This is a genomic window from Bacillus sp. FSL K6-2841 (genome assembly GCF_037976435.1).
Taxonomy (GTDB): Bacteria; Bacillota; Bacilli; order Bacillales; family Bacillaceae; genus Bacillus; species Bacillus pumilus.
Genome location: NZ_CP150266.1, coordinates 3,651,225 through 3,668,826, shown reverse-complemented (window position 1 = coordinate 3,668,826; position 17,602 = coordinate 3,651,225). Strand labels below are relative to the sequence as shown.

The following is a 17,602-nucleotide window of genomic DNA, read 5'->3' as shown; positions in this document are numbered from 1 at the left end:
AAGGCTTCTCCCCCCTCCTTTTCTTTTTAAAATGACCAGTATCAAACTGTTATAGAACACGAAAAAGAGCAAATGGTCATTACCATTCGTGCACATACATTGTTGAAAACAAATAATATAGTAGAAAAACGTCTTTTCGACAAATTACACAGTCTGTGGATAAACAATTCAACAAGCTGTGTAATATCTTTCCACAGGTTGTCCACAGTTTGTGGATAACATAAATAGGTCAGATAATTAATTAAGAGTTAAAACACAAATATAATATCAAAATAAACACGATGGCGCAATGGGTGTCACAAACTTATCCACACACTTTACATCCTGTTGAAAATTAATTATCCACATCGGTTATTTGTGTGAAAAAAATGTCGATAATGAATGTGGATAGTCTAAATATGCCGGAAAAATATCCACACCCTTGTTTTGGAGGCCTTTTAGGAGGAAAAAGAGAATAAAATGTTAGAAACAAAAAAAGAAGGTTTCTTCGTTTGATAAATTATGTTATGCTTATAAGGTTGATAATAAGAGTTTTATCGTTGATATTGACAATCGATGGGTTACACAAATATAATGAGTTAGACTGTCTTAAACAGCTATTCCTCAGGGAGGTGTCATAAATGAAAAGAACGTTTCAACCAAATAACCGTAAGCGTAGTAAAGTTCATGGCTTCCGCAGCCGTATGAGTTCTAAGAACGGACGTCTAGTTTTAAAGCGACGCCGCAGCAAAGGTAGAAAAAAATTATCAGCTTAGGCCACTGAATAATGTCAGTGGTCTTTTTTACATAAAATCGTAAATGAACTGTCAGTTTTTATCGGAGTGGAAGAAAACATGAAGAAGCGAAACAGGCTAAAAAAAAATGAAGAGTTTCAAAAAGTGTTTAAAAAAGGTCAATCAATGGCGAATCGTCAATTCGTTATTTACCAGCTGGATCAACCAAATCAAGATGAACTGCGTTTAGGATTGTCTGTCAGTAAGAAGATAGGTAATGCAGTGATGAGAAATCGAATTAAACGACTGATCCGCCAGGTGTTTTTAGAGGAAGGTCATAAGTTAAAGCAAGAAAAAGACTACATTGTCATTGCAAGAAAACCAGCAAGTGAATTGACCTTTGAAGAAACAAAGAAATCTCTCCAACATTTATTTAGAAAATCCGCTGTTTATCAACAACAACCGAAAAAGTCTTCGTAATAGAAACTTTCGTTGAATCAATTTTTAAAAGCGCTTCCTTCATCTAGTGAATTAAAATGAAACCACCACTTTGTAATGAAAAAATGTTACCATACTGATTAGGTGAGTCACTTTCGTAATCAATTCCAACTTAAATAAAGTTTGAAGTAATGGGAGGAATCTTGTTGAAAAGGCGATTATTACTAATATTTAGCTTGATTGGCGCATTGGTTCTATTGGCAGGATGTACACAAATTAATGAACCAATCACATCAGATAGTAAGGGATTCTGGAACTCTTATATTGTTTATCCGCTATCTCAATTAATCACGTACATGGCAAATTTGACTGGTGAAAACTACGGGGTTGCGATCATTATTGTGACACTGTTAATCCGCTTGCTCATTTTACCATTAATGATTAAGCAGTTAAGAAGTACAAAAGCAATGCAAGCATTGCAGCCTGAATTGAAAAAGCTTCGTGAAAAATATAGCTCTAAAGATCAAAAAACTCAGCAGCAGCTACAGCAGGAAACAATGGCCCTTTTCCAAAAAAATGGCGTCAATCCATTAGCTGGCTGTTTCCCGATTTTAATTCAGATGCCAATCCTAATCGGTTTTTATCATGCGATTATGAGAACAGCAGAAATTAAAAAGCATACATTCTTATGGTTTGACTTAGGCAGTCCAGATCCATTGTTCCTATTACCGATCATTGCGGGGGTAGCTACTTTCATTCAGCAAAAACTGATGATGGCTGGAAATCCTTCGGACAACCCTCAGATGGCGATCATGTTATGGGTTATGCCGATTATGATCATTGTATTTGCTATTAGTTTCCCAGCAGCACTTTCATTGTACTGGGTTGTAGGTAACATTTTCATGATCATCCAAACATTAGTGATTAAAACTCCTCAAGTAAAATTAGATACAAAAGAAAAAGCTGGCGGGAATAAAAAATGAAGGAAGTAACTGCTGTCGGTCGCACAATCGAAGAAGCAGTAGATTCCGGACTTAAGCAAATTCAGCTTCTAAAAGAAGAAGTAGATATCACAATTGTGGATGAAGGAAATAAAGGGTTCTTAGGATTATTTGGCAAAAGACAAGCTGTAGTCAAGTTGATAGAAAAGAGAAATGCTCTTAAATTAGCTACACAGTATTTAGATAATATTGTTAAATCAATTGATCCTAAAGCGAAAATTATTTCCAAACAGGAACCGAAAAAGATTTCTTTCCACATTGATGGAGATAAAACGTCATTAATGATTGGAAAAAGAGGACAAACTTTGTACTCTTTAGAAACCTTGGTACAGCTAGTGTTTAATCGCTATTCTGATCAGTATCATCATATTACCATCGATATTGGAGATTATAGGAAGAAGCGACAAGAAGCACTTGAACAATATGCCGTCAAGATGGCAAACAAAGTTTTAAAAACGAAGAGAAAGGTTCATTTTGAACCAATGCCTTCGAACGAACGAAAAGTAATTCATGATACGATTGCTACTTTTTCTAAAGAACTAGCAACGGCATCGGAAGATACAGGCAGTAAGCGTCATGTAGTGGTGCTGTATAAAAAATAACAGAAAGACTAGAATTCAGCAAAGCTGGATTTTAGTCTTTTTTTATTGAAAAATTGTGTTTCTATAGAAGATTCATCCTTTATTTCTAAAAAGTTAGGGTGTAATTTGAGTGGAAAATGCCATTTTTACAAGTAAACATAGGCATCGGGGCGTTTAAATTTATTGTGTTTCGGTGTAAGATGTGAAGATAAGTTTAGAACGTCGTTATTCACATGTGGATAAGTTAAGTGTTAAAATAGATAGGATGCAAAGCTGTGGATAATTAGATAGAGGATACTTTCACTTCGCTTTCATTTATGGTATCTTTAAATTTTGGATTAAGCGTTTTTGATATAGAGATGGACAACGTCCATTTAATAGATAAAAGACTGTCTATTAAAGTAGAGAAAGAGGTGATTGAGCGATGGATACAATTGCAGCCATTTCGACACCGATGGGTGAAGGAGCAATTGCGATTATTCGTTTAAGTGGGCCTGAGGCGGTACAGATCGCTGATCGGATGTATAAAGGGCCTAAGGAGAAAAAACTTGTATCAGTGGATTCTCATACCATTCATTATGGTCATATCGTGGATGCAAGGACTGATCAAGTAATAGAAGAGGTCATGGTGTCAGTACTTCGAGCGCCAAAAACATTTACGAGAGAAGACGTTATTGAGATTAACTGCCATGGCGGAATTGTAACGGTCAATAAAGTATTGCAGCTTGCTTTAAGAGAAGGAGCAAGATTAGCGGAGCCAGGTGAGTTCACAAAGCGTGCTTTCTTAAATGGAAGAATAGATCTATCGCAAGCAGAGGCTGTCATGGACTTGATTCGGGCAAAGACGGATCGAGCGATGAATGTAGCAATTACTCAAATGGAGGGACGTCTCTCCGGTTTGGTTCAGCGACTGCGCGGCGAGATCCTAGAAACACTGGCGCATATTGAAGTCAATATTGACTACCCTGAGTATGACGATGTGGAAGAAATGACACACCGCGTCTTAGTGGAAAAAGCGACATCGGTCAAAAAAGAAATTGAGTCGCTTCTCTCGACTTCCCAGCAAGGGAAAATCCTTCGAGAGGGCTTATCCACTGTCATTATAGGAAGGCCGAATGTTGGCAAGTCTTCCTTGCTGAATAGCCTTGTACAGGAAACAAAGGCCATTGTCACAGATATTCCTGGAACTACGAGAGATGTTATTGAGGAATATGTGAATGTAAGAGGTGTACCTCTCCGTCTAGTCGATACTGCGGGTATACGTGAGACAGAGGACATTGTTGAGCGTATAGGGGTTGAACGATCTAGACAGGTCTTAAAAGAAGCTGACCTGATTTTACTTGTGCTCAATTATAGCGAAGAATTATCAGAAGAAGATATTAAGCTTTTTGAGGCTGTCTCAGGTATGGATATCATCGTGATTGTGAATAAGACAGACCTTGAGCCTAAGCTTGATGTAGAAAAGGTCAAGCAGTTAGCAAAGGATCGTCCGGTGGTCACTACATCATTATTACAAGAAAAGGGCATTGATGAGCTTGAAATGGCGATTCAATCTTTGTTCTTCACTGGATCAATTGAAAGTGGAGATTTAACGTATGTAAGTAATACAAGGCATATTGCCTTACTTCAGGCAGCAAAACAATCAATTGAGGATGCTCTTGAAGGAATTGAAATGGACGTACCAATCGACATTGTTCAAATAGATTTAACACGTTGCTGGGAACAGCTCGGTGAAATTATAGGAGATGCTGTTCATGAAAGCTTGATTGATCAGTTATTCTCTCAATTCTGTTTAGGAAAGTAAAGGGAGGAACATAAGAAATGGGTTATGAAGCTGGCAATTATGACGTCATCGTCGTGGGTGCCGGTCATGCTGGGGTTGAGGCTGCTCTTGCTTCTGCAAGACAGGGCGCTAAAACACTTGTATTGACTATCAACCTCGATATGGTTGCTTTTATGCCATGTAATCCGTCCGTAGGCGGTCCTGCAAAAGGGATTGTCGTTAGAGAAATTGATGCATTGGGCGGAGAAATGGCACGAAATATAGATAAAACGCATATTCAAATGCGCATGCTGAATACGGGGAAAGGACCTGCTGTTCGTGCTTTAAGAGCGCAAGCAGACAAGTTCCAATATCAGCATGAAATGAAAAAAACAATGGAAAATGAACCGAACCTGACAATGCTTCAAGGTATGGTGGATCATTTAATTGTAGAAGATGATGAATGTAAAGGTGTCGTTACACAAACAGGGGCTAACTATCGTGCGAAGTCTGTTGTATTAACGACTGGGACTTTCTTAAAAGGCCGCATTATTTTAGGGGATCTATCGTATTCAAGTGGTCCTAATAACCAGCAGCCATCGATCAAATTATCGGATCACCTAGCAGAGTTAGGATTCGATTTGGTTCGCTTTAAAACAGGAACACCTCCTCGAGTGAATAGTCACTCGATTGACTATAGTAAAACAGAAATTCAACCAGGTGATGACGTTCCGCGGGCGTTCTCCTATGAAACGGTTGAATATATAACAGACCAACTGCCATGCTGGTTAACATATACGAGTTTAGAAACACATCAAATTATTGATGAGAATCTTCACCGTTCTCCAATGTATTCAGGTATGATTAAAGGAACTGGTCCTAGATACTGTCCTTCCATTGAAGATAAAGTGGTTCGTTTCAATGACAAACCGAGACATCAAATTTTCTTAGAGCCAGAAGGTCGTAATACGCAGGAAGTGTATGTTCAAGGATTATCTACAAGTCTTCCAGAGGATGTACAGCAGCGCATGCTTTCTACCATCCCAGGGCTCGAAAATGTACAAATGATGAGAGCGGGTTATGCCATTGAGTATGATGCAATTGTGCCTACTCAGTTGTGGCCTACACTCGAGACGAAGAAAATTTCTGGATTATATACAGCTGGCCAAATTAATGGTACGTCTGGCTACGAGGAAGCAGCAGGTCAAGGCATTATGGCAGGTATTAATGCAGGAAGAAAAGCATTGGGTAAAGAAGAAGTCATTTTAAGCCGATCTGATGCATATATCGGTGTTCTCATTGATGATCTTGTCACAAAGGGAACAAATGAACCTTACCGTCTTTTAACATCCCGTGCAGAATATCGTTTGCTTCTTCGTCATGACAATGCGGATTTAAGATTAACTGAACTTGGCTATCATATTGGATTAATATCTCAAGAAAGATTCCAAGCATTCCAGCAGAAAAAAGAAGCCATTGAAGCAGAGAAAAAACGTCTATATTCAGTCATCATCAAACCTACAGCTGAGACACAAGAATTTATTCGTTCACTTGGTGGAAGTGAGCTGAAGGACGGTATTCGTGCAAGTGATTTAATGAAGCGTCCAGAAATGAACTATGAATCAGTTGTGAAGTTAGCTCCTGCTGAAACACCGCTTCCTTCTGATGTGTGTGAGCAGGTAGAGATTCAAATTAAATACGAAGGTTATATCGAAAAGTCACTCCAACAAGTTGAAAAGCTGAAAAAGATGGAGAACAAAAAGATTCCTGATCGTATTGATTATGATGCCATCAAAGGAATTGCAACTGAAGCGAAACAAAAACTGAAAGAAGTCCGACCGCTTTCTGTTGCACAGGCTTCTCGTATTTCAGGCGTTAACCCTGCTGATATTTCTATCCTTTTAGTATATTTAGAGCAGGGACGTATTGCGAAGATAGCAGAATAGAAAGGATGTCGGCATGAACATTGAACAATTTACAGCAGCACTAGAGGAGAAAGGGATGACTCTTTCTCCTGTGCAGCTTGAACAATTTGAAACTTACTTCCGCATGCTTGTAGAATGGAACGAGAAAATGAATTTGACGTCCATTACTGAAAAGGAAGAAGTGTATTTAAAGCATTTTTATGATTCCATTTCCGCATCATTTTTCATTGATTTTCACAAAGTGACGACGATTTGCGATATTGGAGCTGGTGCTGGTTTCCCAAGCATTCCTCTTAAAATTTGCTTCCCTCATCTACATGTGACCATTGTTGATTCTCTTCAGAAACGAATTACGTTTCTTAATGAGTTAGCAAAAGGGTTAAACTTACAAGATACTACTTTTTATCATGATCGTGCGGAGACGTTTGGACAACGTAAGGAAAAGCGTGAAAGCTATGATCTTGTCACTGCTAGAGCAGTTGCGCGTTTATCCGTCTTGAGCGAACTATGTCTGCCCCTTGTAAAAAAGGAAGGGTTGTTTGTGGCATTAAAAGCATCTGCTGCTGATGAAGAAATGCAAGCAGGAAAGAAAGCCGTTACTGTCCTCGGAGGAGAGGTTGTTGAAAAGCATTCCTTTGTTCTTCCTTTAGAAGAAAGCGAACGGAACATCATTGTCATTGAAAAGAAAAAGCAAACACCAAAAAAATATCCTAGAAAACCAGGAACACCTAATAAATCACCAATAGAAGGTTGATCATGTAAAAGGTCGGTTTTTCTTCAATATTTAAGATTTTACAGAAGGAAAAAACATGAGAAAATAGAATTATAAAAAGGTAGTTTTTAAAGGTGGTGTAGGTTCATGAAGCATTCACTCTCACGCTTCTTCGGGCTTGGTGACAAAGAACATCCTGAGCGTGAAACCGAAATAGAGGCAGAGATTGCTGAGCATGATACATTAAAGGAAGAGATACAGGAGCTCCCGGTCGACACAATTATGCCAAACCGTTTTCAGCCACGCACCATTTTTTCAGAAGAAAAGATACATGAGCTGGCCACGACGATTCATACCCATGGCATTATTCAACCTATTGTTGTCAGACCGACAGAAGAAGAAGGAAAATATGAACTGATCGCCGGCGAAAGACGTTGGAGAGCGGTACAGACTCTTCATTGGGAGAAAATCCCCGCTATTATAAAAGATTTTACTGATACGGAAACGGCATCTGTGGCATTGATTGAAAATTTGCAAAGAGAAGAGCTGTCTGCTATTGAAGAGGCTCATGCCTATGCACGTCTTTTAGAGCTTCATGATTTAACACAGGAAGCGCTTGCTCAGCGTTTAGGTAAGGGACAATCAACTGTTGCAAACAAATTAAGACTTTTAAAGTTGCCTGAAGAGGTACAACAGGCCATTTTAGAGAAAAAAATCTCTGAAAGGCATGCACGTTCACTTGTACCCCTAAAGCTTCCAGAATTACAAATCGCGCTATTGCAGGAAATCATCGAAAAGCAGCTGAATGTAAAACAGACTGAAGAGCGTGTAGTGAAAATGCTTGAACAAAAAACAGATCGCAAACCGAAGCCAAAACGTAAGGCGTTTAGTCGTGATACACGAATTGCGATGAATACCATTCGTCAGTCTCTCCATATGGTAGAAGACAGCGGGCTTAAAATAAATACCGAGGAAGAGGAATTTGAGGAATATATCCAATTAACAATTCGCATTCCTAAATAGAAAAAAGCTGATGAGAGCCACTCGTCAGCTTTTTTTGTTGACTCTACATTATATTTACTTATTAATCATAAATTGGTAAAATGTGATTTTCATAGAAGAAAGGAGGTGACACAACTAGATGAAAATGAAAAAGATGAATTTTGTTATTATTTGTTATTTACTATTTTCTTTTTTTCTTTTTACAAATGAAACAACCACATTTGCTGTGAATTCGCCAACCGTTCCTGCAGAAGAAAGTCCACTGACCAAAAAAGAACTGAACGTCCTGAAGAAACAAGGTGTTGTTTCGAAAGAGATCACTTTAGATCAATTAAATCATGATCATGAGTCTCAGGATGACACAATTGACTTGATTTCAGCTGGCGATCATTTGAAGGATTATGGCTTACAACAAAACAAGCAGGATGAGTTTGTGACGGATGAAAAGCCGCACACCATCAAGCGCCTTTTAGGAAAGCCGTATCCAGGTACCGATATTTTGCCTAAAAAAGGGGATATATTGGTGACAAATACTGATGCTTTGAAGGGAATCGTTGGACATGCAGGTATCGTCATTAATGAGAAAAGCTTTGCTTCTATTCCCGGGTTTCGACAGCATCCTCAGATTGATTCCATTCTTAACTGGTTTCGCTATAATGCCAATACAAAGGTCATTCGTATTAATCAAGAAGACACAGCAGACCTGGCAGGAGAATGGGCACGCGATTATGTGAAAGCTCATCCAAAGGCTCGTTACTCCATCACCATGTCAATTCAATCGCTGGACCCGACTTATTGTTCAAAGATTGTGTGGCAGGCCTATGCTAAAACAGGCGATGCTGTAGGACATGCGACATTTACCATTAAGACCCCCTATGGATTCTTAAAAAAGAGAAGCTATAAAACGGTGACCCCTAAGATTATTGTGAACGAAGGCCGTACAATTGGCGGATTACATTTTTGACAAGTGCCCCTCACTTTTGATGGAAGTGAGGGTTTTTTATGCACATCTTTTTTGAAAAAAGATATATTGATATATTTTTCAATGCGTTTAGGTTCGTCTTTTCATGTACGAAAATAGACATTTGCTGACGAATATATAATGGAGAAACAAAAAAAGCAAACGTTTCATACTTTTTTTGATAGAATAGGAAGTATGAATGAATGAGAAACTTGTTAAGTTGAAAGTGGGTGACATCGTGGGAAAAATCATAGCGATTACCAACCAGAAGGGCGGCGTTGGGAAGACGACAACTTCTGTTAATTTGAGTGCGTGTTTAGCATACATAGGTAAACGAGTGTTGTTAGTTGATATTGATCCGCAGGGCAATGCCACGAGTGGTATTGGGATTGAGAAGGCCGACGTAGAGAAGTGCGTGTACGATATTTTAGTTGATGATGCAGATGTTCTTGATGTAATTAAGACGACAGAGGTCGAAAATCTTGATGTCATTCCTGCGACGATACAGCTTGCAGGGGCTGAAATAGAGCTTGTGCCTACGATTTCACGTGAAGTGAGATTGAAGAGAGCACTTGAATCTGTTAAGCAAAATTATGATTATATGATTATTGACTGCCCGCCATCACTCGGATTACTGACGATTAATGCGTTAACAGCATCCGATTCCGTTTTAATCCCGGTACAGTGCGAATATTATGCGCTTGAAGGATTGAGCCAATTGTTAAACACCGTTCGTCTCGTGCAGAAGCATTTAAATACGGATCTTGCCATTGAAGGTGTCTTGCTGACAATGCTTGATGCACGAACAAATCTTGGAATTCAAGTCATCGAAGAAGTGAAGAAATACTTTAGAGATAAAGTCTATCAGACCGTGATTCCGCGAAATGTGAGACTGAGTGAAGCGCCTAGTCATGGGAAACCGATTATCTTGTATGATCCACGTTCAAGAGGTGCAGATGTCTATTTAGACTTAGCAAAGGAAGTGGATGCGAATGGCTAAAGGTCTTGGAAAGGGTATTAATGCATTATTTAACACTGTAGACTCAAATGAAGAAACGGTTGAAGAAATCAAAATAAAGGAATTGCGTCCAAACCCATATCAGCCAAGGAAAACGTTTGATGAAGATGCATTGTCTGATCTCAAAGAATCCATTCAGCAGCACGGTGTTTTACAGCCCATCATTGTTCGTAAATCGATTAAAGGATATGACATTGTAGCAGGTGAACGTCGTTTCCGTGCAGCACAGCAAGCTGGTCTGACAACGATTCCTGCGATCGTCAGAGAATTTTCAGAAACGCTCATGAGAGAGATTGCCCTTTTAGAAAACCTGCAACGCGAGGATTTATCTCCATTGGAAGAAGCGGAAGCCTATGCTTCTTTGCTAGATCACCTAAGTGTGACGCAAGAGGAATTAGCGAAGCGATTAGGGAAGAGCAGACCGCATATTGCGAACCATCTCCGTCTTTTGACTTTACCGGATGAAGTACAAAAGCTGATTGCAGATGGAACGTTATCGATGGGGCATGGAAGAACATTGCTTAGCTTGAAAAATAAAAATAAGCTGGCGCCATTGGTAAAGAAAATCGTGGACGAGGGGTTAAACGTACGTCAGGTTGAGAAACTTGTTCAGCAGTTAAACGAAAATGTTCCACGTGAAACAAAGAAAAAAGAAGCACCAAAGGATCGAGTGTTGAAAGAAAGAGAGTCTTTCTTACAAAACTACTTTGGCACTTCAGTGACGATCAAGAAACAGAAGAAAAAAGGAAAAATAGAGATTGAATTTCTCTCCAACGAAGATTTAGAAAGAATCCTTGAATTGCTTTCTACGAGAGAAGCATCAGAGTGACCATCTAGATACGAGATGGTCTTTTTTATATTCTCCCAGTGATATTTTGAATAGGTGCGAAAAGAGAACGGTTTTTTTCTCTCGTCCAATCCATTTGATCAATATGAGATAGACTTTCAGAAAGTGTATTGGCCATAGACATGACAAGATGAAGGCGTGTGTTTTGAAGAACGAAGTATTCCATAAAGCCGCTCACATTGACGATCCCATTAATATGAATATCTCCTACCTCTGGCAGCTCCTTTTGTACACCCGCTCCAGGCTTTAACGGTCCATCTCCAATTTGGAAGGAGCCTACACTTTTCACTCTTCCTAAACAGGCATCAATCGCTACAATAAACGGATGTTTATGAGCTTGTTCAATTTCAGCGAGCTTTTCTTTTAAATTGACCGCATGAACTGGATCAGAGAGCGTTCCATATACATGAAGCTTTTTCAAATCAAGACTTGAAAGCTTTGTACCAACAAGTGGACCTAGAGAGTCGCCAGTTGAGCGGTCTGTTCCAATACAAACGATGGCAACGGGTCTTTTTCCTGCTTTCTGAAGATGCGAGAATAAAATACTTTTAAGCTGTTGAATGGCGTTTGTATCCGTATGGGACACGTATTCTTTCACCCTATTTCTAAAAAAAAGACCGTTCTTGCTATTCATAGGTCTCACTTCCTTGTCATAGTAGTTAGTAACAGTATACGGAAACAAGCTTAATTCTATACCTATGAGGTGATGATTGTGTGGAAGGCTGGTTCAAGGTGGACGCTTTTAATTTTAGGAAGCTTAATAGGAGCGGGGTATGCTTCCGGCCAAGAAATTTGGCAGTTTTTTGGCATTGATAGTGGACTAGCCATTCTACTGTTTACATTGATGTTCATGCTGTCTACCTATGTGGTGTTAAAAATCAGTTATGAGGTACGTGCCGATCACTTTGTGCCAGTGTTAGAGCGACTTGTCGGTCCATGGCTGGCTAAAGTGTATGACGTTTTAATTGTCCTTTATTTATTCACGACAACGACAGTCATGATTGCCGGTGGCGGAGTGACGCTCGAGATGTATCATGTGCCATTTTGGGTGGGTATCGGTGCATTTTGTTTATTTTCATTTATGATTTTTTTCTGGGATGTGAAAGGGCTCTTATCTGTGAATGCTTTCATTATACCAATTTTGGTGGCGGGGCTCATCTATGCGTTTGTTTTTTATTATATGAACCATGATCATATGTGGCGGATCGATTTTGGGCAGCAGTATAATTGGCCTGCCAGCATTGTCTTTGCTTCTTTGAATATCTTATCTGTGGTCGCAGTGCTGTCTTCGGTTGGAAAAGAAATGAAGGGCCTTGGCGAGGCCAAAGTGGCGAGTATATTAAGTGGCCTGATTTTTGGGGTCATCTCGTACGTGTATAACGAAATACTGGTTGATATTTCTGGGAGCCTATCAGCAGAAGGCATTCCTTTGTTTACAGTATTAGAAGGAGCGCCGACATCATTGTTTGTGTTTATGACTGTTGTCCTTTGTCTAGCCATTTATACGACGACAGCGGCAGGTTTATTTGGTTTATCGAGCCGAATGCTCTCTTTTGTACCATTGCCCCGCTGGCTGGTTGTGCTCGTGATGCTTCTGTTGATGGCACCTTTGACATCTCTTGGGTTTGCCGATTTAATTGCTTTCTTATATCCGATATATAGCTTGCTGAATCTTTATTTGCTTGTGTGTTTAATGCTATATCCGATTTTAAGTAAAAAGATATTTTCTCGCCCTAAAAATTATATTGATAAAATAAAATAAGCACCTCTCTTTGTCAGAGCTGTGCTTATTTTATCCGAATAGAGTCAATGGCGTCTTTGATATCATCATAGACTGGCATTTGCTGGAGACGCTGAAGGCGTTCCTCTAATTCTGAAATGGCTTGTCCTTTTAAATGCTGGGAGATGTGTTGTTTGACAATGGTCGTCTGATTGATCATGTCTTCGGTTTTAGACAATTGATACTCCAAGTGCACACGAGTGTTTGCTAATTCGTCATGCAGCCGCATTTTGAGCAGCCGTTTTAGATCCTTTCGCTGTCCTTCTCTTCGTATGGCCTGAATTGCGGCTATTTCTTCTGGGGACTGCGTTTGTGTTTGTGGTGCCGATTGATTTTCAAATACAGACATAGATCGGCGGGCACTCACATTTTGCAAGAAACGCTGGGCGTCACTAGGAGGTTTATTTTGATTGATCATGCGGCGACTCCTTTCTTAATGAATACCCATTTGCATCGCAAGGCGCCTATCTGCCTTGGCGTAATCATCACCCATTGTGTACATATGTCTTGAAAGGGTAGAAAGTTCTTGTTCGTAATCTCTCAAGGTGTATAGGGCATTCAGTTGTTTTTCATGTGAATAAAAGGAGGAATGATGTTGTTCCATCCTGACTTCTTCTATCAGTGCTTCCACATCACTTGGACTTAATAAATCATAGTGGCCAAAGCCTACGAGTCCTTTGAGCTCTTGTTTTACATGCTGGACGGCGTCTTTTACACTTTCATCGATCCCATCGATTTTATCAAATATAGTGTGTACTTCATGTTCAATCACACTTTGGAGATCGTAGGATGAATTTTTCAGTAAATGGGATTTTATGATAATTTCTAGACCACTTTGTGCATATGCACGTCCAGAATGGATTTCTTGCAACAGCATAGCTGTAAAACTTGTATTATGATCAAGCTGTTCATCTAAAATTCGGGCAGATCCATCTTTGTGGAATGAATACCCATTTCCTTTTAATCTCCCAGAAATAAGCGCTAAAAAAGCATTTGTATCAAAGGATTCGTTCCATTCTATATTCATAGACGCAAAAGCTGATTTTAAAAAGGTGTCAATTTCTCTTTGTTTATATTTAACAGGTTCTTGGACATCGCCTTGCTGCTGTGGCGGCACGGTGTACTTCACTTGACCAACTCCATGATCATGACGATTGAGTAAACCTACATAATGACTAGGTTGAATATATTCAGTCAAGATCCGTGTATATTGACCTTGCTGCGCTTTCTGCTGAATCGAAGGCGCCAGACTGCTCCATATATTGGGGCTATCAAAGGTGACGGCTTTTTTGACAGCTGGCTGTTCTGTTGCAACATAAGCACAAACAGCACCGGCAAGGGCTTGTCCAGTGAGATAGATACCTGCATTGGGATGCTTCTGACTGACTTGCTCTATGTATTCCATCCCTTTAAAAAAGACATGATCTCGATTGACATCAAGGGACTTCCTTTCAATGGGATAGGCATAATCCGTTTTAAGCAATGACTGTGCCGCGGTGTGTACATCTTGTGGCGAGGTCACCGGCATTTGCTTTGGCATCGGACAGTGAAAAGCGACGATGAACTCATCTGATTGTTCCGGCTGCATCGTTAAACCATATAATTGATGATCGACCTTGAGAAAATCATGGACAGTGAGCATTTGCTGACCTATTTCTATCGTATGGTGCTGCTGGTAATTATCTATGTTTCCAGCATGATCGGATATGATTTTATATTCTTTATCAGTTAATCTATCCTTTCGATTGACCATCGTACCTGCTCCCTCACATAACATTTATGCAGATATCATAAATCAAAAAATATGGAAAAACCACAGCGTTCTACCAATAAAAACCTTTTGACCTACAGTGTTTGTGACAATATTGAAAAAAAGCGGAGTTTAAGTAACTATTGGTCACAAATGAAATGATCTAAAAGAAGGGTTTTTTCTATAAAAAAGAAAAGGAGGAACGATTGAAAGAGGGCCTTTGTTTTGTGCATTGCTCTTCATCGCCGTTTTTTTGTACAATAGATTCAATGAAGTGAGCAAGAGAGGTGAAAGCTGATGGCAGACAAAGCGTTTGGGTTGCATGACGTCGTTGAAATGAAAAAACCCCATCCATGTGGTGTCAATCGGTGGAAAGTGATTCGGTTGGGCATGGATATTCGCATTAAATGTGAAGGCTGCGGGCATAGCGTCATGATCCCAAGAAGAGACTTTGAACGAAAAATGAAGAAAATTCTCGTCAAGCATGAGGAGCCAACTGCTTAAGTAGGCCTCATGCTTTTTTAATGAAATTCGTCTTTTGTATAGAAGAATTAGATGCAAATTCCCGTTTTAAAGCATTGATTTATTCTTTTTGGCAATGTTTCTTCTATTGATAATGCATAATGGTTAGCTTGTCTTTTCATGTAAACCTACTTATAATTGCTCTAGGTTCATATTACGCAGTATAACGAGCACGTTTGATATAGAGGAGATGAAAGAATGGCTTTAACAGCTGGTATTGTTGGCTTACCTAACGTCGGGAAGTCAACGCTATTTAATGCAATTACACAGGCTGGAGCGGAGTCTGCTAACTATCCGTTTTGTACCATTGATCCAAACGTTGGAATTGTAGAAGTTCCAGACGAACGTTTGCAAAAACTAACAGAATTGGTGCAGCCGAAAAAGACAGTTCCGACTGCTTTTGAATTCACTGATATTGCCGGTATTGTCAAAGGGGCTTCAAAAGGTGAAGGTTTAGGGAATAAATTCCTTTCTCACATTCGTCAAGTAGATGCGATCTGTCACGTGGTGAGAGCTTTTGCAGATGATAACATCACACACGTATCAGGTAAGGTTGACCCTGTGTCAGATATCGAAACCATTAATTTAGAGTTGATTTTGGCTGATTTAGAAACAGTTGAAAAACGTTTGGCTCGTGTCAGTAAGCTTGCAAAACAAAAGGATAAGGAAGCGGTAGCTGAATTTGATATTTTGTCGAAGCTAATGCACGCATTTGAAGCTGGGAAATCGGCAAGATCTGTAGAATTTACAGATGAGCAGCAGAAGCTTGTGAAACAGCTTCATTTACTCACATCTAAACCAGTTCTTTATGTAGCAAATGTGAGTGAGGATGAAGTAGCAGATCATGACGGCAACGAATATGTGCAGCAAATCCGTGAGTTTGCTTCTGGTGAAAATGCTGAAGTCATCGTTGTTTGTGCGAAGATCGAGTCTGAAATTGCAGAGCTTGAAGGAGAAGAGAAGCAGATGTTCCTTGAAGAGCTTGGTATCAAAGAGTCAGGTCTAGATCAGCTGATTCAAGCATCTTATTCACTTCTTGGTTTAGCTACTTATTTCACAGCAGGTGAGCAGGAAGTACGCGCTTGGACGTTTAAAAAGGGAATGAAGGCACCGGAATGTGCTGGAATCATTCATACGGACTTTGAACGTGGGTTTATTCGTGCTGAAACGGTTGCATATGAAGATTTACTTGCTGGTGGAAGTATGTCTGCTGCAAAAGAGGCTGGAAAAGTCCGTCTAGAAGGTAAAGAATATATAGTGAAAGATGGAGACGTCATTCATTTCCGTTTTAATGTATAGGTTCTTGTCATAGGCCAAGTAATTTGTTATAATATACAATTGTGAGTAATATAATTTATTGCTCCTTGCCCGTATAGGGCCGCTTAGACCAAAAGGAGGTGCAATCAGATGAGAAAGTACGAAGTTATGTACATCATCCGCCCAACAGTTGACGATGAGGCTAAAAAAGCAGTTATCGAGCGTTTCAATAACGTGTTAACTTCTAACGGTGCGGAGATCACTGGAACAAAGGATTGGGGTAAACGTCGTCTTGCATACGAAATCAACGATTTCCGTGAAGGCTTCTACCAAATCGTAAACGTTCAATCTGACGCTGCAGCAGTTCAAGAATTTGACCGCTTAGCTAAGATCAGTGACGATATCATTCGCCACATTGTTGTTAAAGAAGAAGTATAAATCATTGAAATATATATTTAAAGGTGGTCTTTCAATATGCTAAACCGTGTTGTATTGGTCGGAAGACTAACAAAAGACCCTGAGCTTCGCTACACGCCTAATGGTGCGGCTGTAGCCACGTTTACTCTAGCTGTGAATCGTACGTTTACGAATCAATCTGGAGAGCGTGAAGCCGATTTCATTAACTGTGTTACTTGGAGAAGACAAGCCGAGAACGTGGCTAATTTCTTGAAAAAAGGAAGTCTTGCCGGTGTAGACGGTCGTTTGCAGACAAGAAACTATGAAAATCAGCAAGGACAGCGTGTCTTCGTGACAGAGGTTCAAGCTGAAAGTGTTCAATTTCTTGAGCCTAAGAGCGGCGGTGCTGGTTCAGGTGGATACAGCGGCGGTGGTAATAGCGGAGGCCAGTATTATGGCGGTAGCCAAAACGATCAGAATCCATTTGGAAATGAACCAAGTCAAAATCCATATGGCAATCAAAGCAACCAACAAAATCGTAATCAGGGAAATAGCTTCAATGATGACCCATTTGCGAATGACGGTAAACCGATTGACATCTCCGATGATGATTTGCCATTCTAATTGATCTGAAAAAACTAATGACTAAAGGAAAGGTGTGAAAACAAATGGCAGGTGGACGCAGAGGCGGTCGTGCGAAACGTCGTAAGGTATGTTTCTTTACTTCTAACGGTATCACGCACATCGATTACAAAGATGTTGATCTTCTTAGAAAGTTTGTTTCTGAGCGTGGTAAAATTTTACCTCGTCGTGTAACAGGAACTAGCGCTAAGTATCAACGTAAATTGACATTAGCGATTAAAAAATCACGTCAAATGGCATTACTTCCATACGTTACTGGTGAGTAAGTCGTTGACTTAAAAGCGGAGAGCCTCGA

General features: G+C 39.8%; 20 protein-coding genes. 17 read left to right on the top strand and 3 right to left on the bottom strand.

The features are described 5' to 3' along the window. Positions 1-620 precede the first annotated feature (620 nt). The 11 genes from rpmH to MHH68_RS18700 all read left to right on the top strand — a co-directional run bounded on the left by rpmH (position 621) and on the right by MHH68_RS18700 (position 10,942). Positions 621-755 carry a 50S ribosomal protein L34 gene (gene rpmH, locus MHH68_RS18750; protein ID WP_008360908.1) on the top strand — a complete coding sequence of 45 codons (135 nt, stop codon included), beginning with the start codon at positions 621-623 and terminating at the stop codon, positions 753-755. Between the two features lie 78 nt (positions 756-833). Continuing rightward, entirely contained in the window at positions 834-1,193 is a 360-nt protein-coding gene (gene rnpA, locus MHH68_RS18745; RefSeq protein WP_003214983.1) for a ribonuclease P protein component, read from the top strand. A 158-nt stretch (positions 1,194-1,351) separates the two neighbouring features. Further along, positions 1,352-2,134 carry a YidC family membrane integrase SpoIIIJ gene (spoIIIJ, locus tag MHH68_RS18740; protein WP_095117972.1) on the top strand — a complete coding sequence of 261 codons (783 nt, stop codon included), beginning with the start codon at positions 1,352-1,354 and terminating at the stop codon, positions 2,132-2,134. Then, positions 2,131-2,754, top strand: coding sequence for an RNA-binding cell elongation regulator Jag/EloR (jag, locus tag MHH68_RS18735; RefSeq protein ID WP_339164664.1), 624 nt, complete (start codon positions 2,131-2,133; stop codon positions 2,752-2,754). Before spoIIIJ ends, jag begins: the two co-directional genes overlap by 4 nt. 403 nt (positions 2,755-3,157) lie before the next feature. Continuing rightward, a complete protein-coding gene (gene mnmE / locus MHH68_RS18730) occupies positions 3,158-4,537 on the top strand; it encodes a tRNA uridine-5-carboxymethylaminomethyl(34) synthesis GTPase MnmE (protein ID WP_044139031.1) in 1,380 nt (459 codons plus the stop codon). Positions 4,538-4,554: 17 nt separating this feature from the next. Continuing rightward, positions 4,555-6,441 (top strand): tRNA uridine-5-carboxymethylaminomethyl(34) synthesis enzyme MnmG, encoded by a 1,887-nt coding sequence (gene mnmG, locus MHH68_RS18725; protein ID WP_058013181.1) that lies wholly within the window; start codon positions 4,555-4,557, stop codon positions 6,439-6,441. Positions 6,442-6,454: 13 nt separating this feature from the next. Next, on the top strand, positions 6,455-7,174 hold the full coding sequence (rsmG, locus tag MHH68_RS18720) for a 16S rRNA (guanine(527)-N(7))-methyltransferase RsmG (protein ID WP_003215161.1): 720 nt from the start codon (positions 6,455-6,457) through the stop codon (positions 7,172-7,174). A gap of 105 nt (positions 7,175-7,279) precedes the next feature. Next, on the top strand, positions 7,280-8,155 hold the full coding sequence (gene noc, locus MHH68_RS18715) for a nucleoid occlusion protein (protein WP_003214896.1): 876 nt from the start codon (positions 7,280-7,282) through the stop codon (positions 8,153-8,155). 118 nt (positions 8,156-8,273) lie between these two features. Continuing rightward, a complete protein-coding gene (locus tag MHH68_RS18710; protein WP_339164662.1) occupies positions 8,274-9,098 on the top strand; it encodes an orthopoxovirus pf05708 family protein in 825 nt (274 codons plus the stop codon). A gap of 235 nt (positions 9,099-9,333) precedes the next feature. Next, positions 9,334-10,095, top strand: coding sequence for a sporulation initiation inhibitor protein Soj (gene soj / locus MHH68_RS18705; RefSeq protein WP_034620351.1), 762 nt, complete (start codon positions 9,334-9,336; stop codon positions 10,093-10,095). Further along, on the top strand, positions 10,088-10,942 hold the full coding sequence (locus MHH68_RS18700) for a ParB/RepB/Spo0J family partition protein (RefSeq protein WP_180309741.1): 855 nt from the start codon (positions 10,088-10,090) through the stop codon (positions 10,940-10,942). Before soj ends, MHH68_RS18700 begins: the two co-directional genes overlap by 8 nt. A 25-nt stretch (positions 10,943-10,967) precedes the next feature. Here the strand turns inward: MHH68_RS18700 and yyaC are convergent, their stop codons facing one another. Then, positions 10,968-11,594, bottom strand: a complete 627-nt coding sequence (gene yyaC / locus MHH68_RS18695; protein ID WP_058013185.1) for a spore protease YyaC — start codon at positions 11,592-11,594, stop codon at positions 10,968-10,970. 72 nt (positions 11,595-11,666) lie between these two features. Here yyaC and MHH68_RS18690 point away from each other — a divergent pair, with 72 nt between their 5' ends. Next, positions 11,667-12,722 (top strand): hypothetical protein, encoded by a 1,056-nt coding sequence (locus tag MHH68_RS18690; protein WP_081042246.1) that lies wholly within the window; start codon positions 11,667-11,669, stop codon positions 12,720-12,722. A gap of 25 nt (positions 12,723-12,747) precedes the next feature. Here MHH68_RS18690 and MHH68_RS18685 read toward each other — a convergent pair whose 3' ends face one another. Both MHH68_RS18685 and MHH68_RS18680 read right to left on the bottom strand, forming a co-directional pair. Continuing rightward, the gene (locus MHH68_RS18685; protein WP_339164659.1) at positions 12,748-13,158 is read right to left on the bottom strand and encodes a hypothetical protein; all 411 of its coding nucleotides are present in this window, start codon (positions 13,156-13,158) and stop codon (positions 12,748-12,750) included. A 15-nt stretch (positions 13,159-13,173) separates the two neighbouring features. Beyond that, a complete protein-coding gene (locus MHH68_RS18680; protein ID WP_339164657.1) occupies positions 13,174-14,493 on the bottom strand; it encodes a hydrolase in 1,320 nt (439 codons plus the stop codon). 294 nt (positions 14,494-14,787) lie between these two features. Between MHH68_RS18680 and MHH68_RS18675 the strand changes: the two genes are divergently transcribed. From MHH68_RS18675 to rpsR, 5 genes are all read left to right on the top strand, one after another. Beyond that, on the top strand, positions 14,788-14,994 hold the full coding sequence (locus MHH68_RS18675; protein ID WP_012011910.1) for a DUF951 domain-containing protein: 207 nt from the start codon (positions 14,788-14,790) through the stop codon (positions 14,992-14,994). A gap of 216 nt (positions 14,995-15,210) precedes the next feature. Then, the gene (gene ychF / locus MHH68_RS18670; RefSeq protein ID WP_061410195.1) at positions 15,211-16,311 is read left to right on the top strand and encodes a redox-regulated ATPase YchF; all 1,101 of its coding nucleotides are present in this window, start codon (positions 15,211-15,213) and stop codon (positions 16,309-16,311) included. A 108-nt stretch (positions 16,312-16,419) separates the two neighbouring features. Next, on the top strand, positions 16,420-16,707 hold the full coding sequence (gene rpsF, locus MHH68_RS18665) for a 30S ribosomal protein S6 (protein ID WP_003215073.1): 288 nt from the start codon (positions 16,420-16,422) through the stop codon (positions 16,705-16,707). 36 nt (positions 16,708-16,743) lie between these two features. Beyond that, positions 16,744-17,289 (top strand): single-stranded DNA-binding protein SsbA, encoded by a 546-nt coding sequence (ssbA, locus tag MHH68_RS18660; protein WP_003215157.1) that lies wholly within the window; start codon positions 16,744-16,746, stop codon positions 17,287-17,289. Positions 17,290-17,333: 44 nt separating this feature from the next. After that, positions 17,334-17,573: a 30S ribosomal protein S18 gene (gene rpsR, locus MHH68_RS18655; RefSeq protein WP_008347556.1), complete on the top strand. Its 240-nt coding sequence runs from the start codon at positions 17,334-17,336 to the stop codon at positions 17,571-17,573. Positions 17,574-17,602 lie beyond the last annotated feature (29 nt).

Excerpts from the sequence above, each read along its gene's own strand:
- rsmG (WP_003215161.1), top strand. The coding sequence starts at position 6,455 with ATGAACATTGAACAATTTACAGCAGCACTAGAGGAGAAAGGGATGACT.
- noc (WP_003214896.1), top strand. The coding sequence starts at position 7,280 with ATGAAGCATTCACTCTCACGCTTCTTCGGGCTTGGTGACAAAGAACAT.
- yyaC (WP_058013185.1), bottom strand. The coding sequence starts at position 11,594 with ATGAATAGCAAGAACGGTCTTTTTTTTAGAAATAGGGTGAAAGAATAC.
- MHH68_RS18690 (WP_081042246.1), top strand. The coding sequence starts at position 11,667 with ATGATTGTGTGGAAGGCTGGTTCAAGGTGGACGCTTTTAATTTTAGGA.
- MHH68_RS18675 (WP_012011910.1), top strand. The coding sequence starts at position 14,788 with ATGGCAGACAAAGCGTTTGGGTTGCATGACGTCGTTGAAATGAAAAAA.
- MHH68_RS18685 (WP_339164659.1), bottom strand. The coding sequence starts at position 13,158 with ATGATCAATCAAAATAAACCTCCTAGTGACGCCCAGCGTTTCTTGCAA.
- ychF (WP_061410195.1), top strand. The coding sequence starts at position 15,211 with ATGGCTTTAACAGCTGGTATTGTTGGCTTACCTAACGTCGGGAAGTCA.
- jag (WP_339164664.1), top strand. The coding sequence starts at position 2,131 with ATGAAGGAAGTAACTGCTGTCGGTCGCACAATCGAAGAAGCAGTAGAT.
- rpsF (WP_003215073.1), top strand. The coding sequence starts at position 16,420 with ATGAGAAAGTACGAAGTTATGTACATCATCCGCCCAACAGTTGACGAT.
- ssbA (WP_003215157.1), top strand. The coding sequence starts at position 16,744 with ATGCTAAACCGTGTTGTATTGGTCGGAAGACTAACAAAAGACCCTGAG.
- rpmH (WP_008360908.1), top strand. The coding sequence starts at position 621 with ATGAAAAGAACGTTTCAACCAAATAACCGTAAGCGTAGTAAAGTTCAT.
- rnpA (WP_003214983.1), top strand. The coding sequence starts at position 834 with ATGAAGAAGCGAAACAGGCTAAAAAAAAATGAAGAGTTTCAAAAAGTG.
- mnmG (WP_058013181.1), top strand. The coding sequence starts at position 4,555 with ATGGGTTATGAAGCTGGCAATTATGACGTCATCGTCGTGGGTGCCGGT.
- MHH68_RS18700 (WP_180309741.1), top strand. The coding sequence starts at position 10,088 with ATGGCTAAAGGTCTTGGAAAGGGTATTAATGCATTATTTAACACTGTA.
- mnmE (WP_044139031.1), top strand. The coding sequence starts at position 3,158 with ATGGATACAATTGCAGCCATTTCGACACCGATGGGTGAAGGAGCAATT.
- MHH68_RS18710 (WP_339164662.1), top strand. The coding sequence starts at position 8,274 with ATGAAAATGAAAAAGATGAATTTTGTTATTATTTGTTATTTACTATTT.
- MHH68_RS18680 (WP_339164657.1), bottom strand. The coding sequence starts at position 14,493 with ATGGTCAATCGAAAGGATAGATTAACTGATAAAGAATATAAAATCATA.
- rpsR (WP_008347556.1), top strand. The coding sequence starts at position 17,334 with ATGGCAGGTGGACGCAGAGGCGGTCGTGCGAAACGTCGTAAGGTATGT.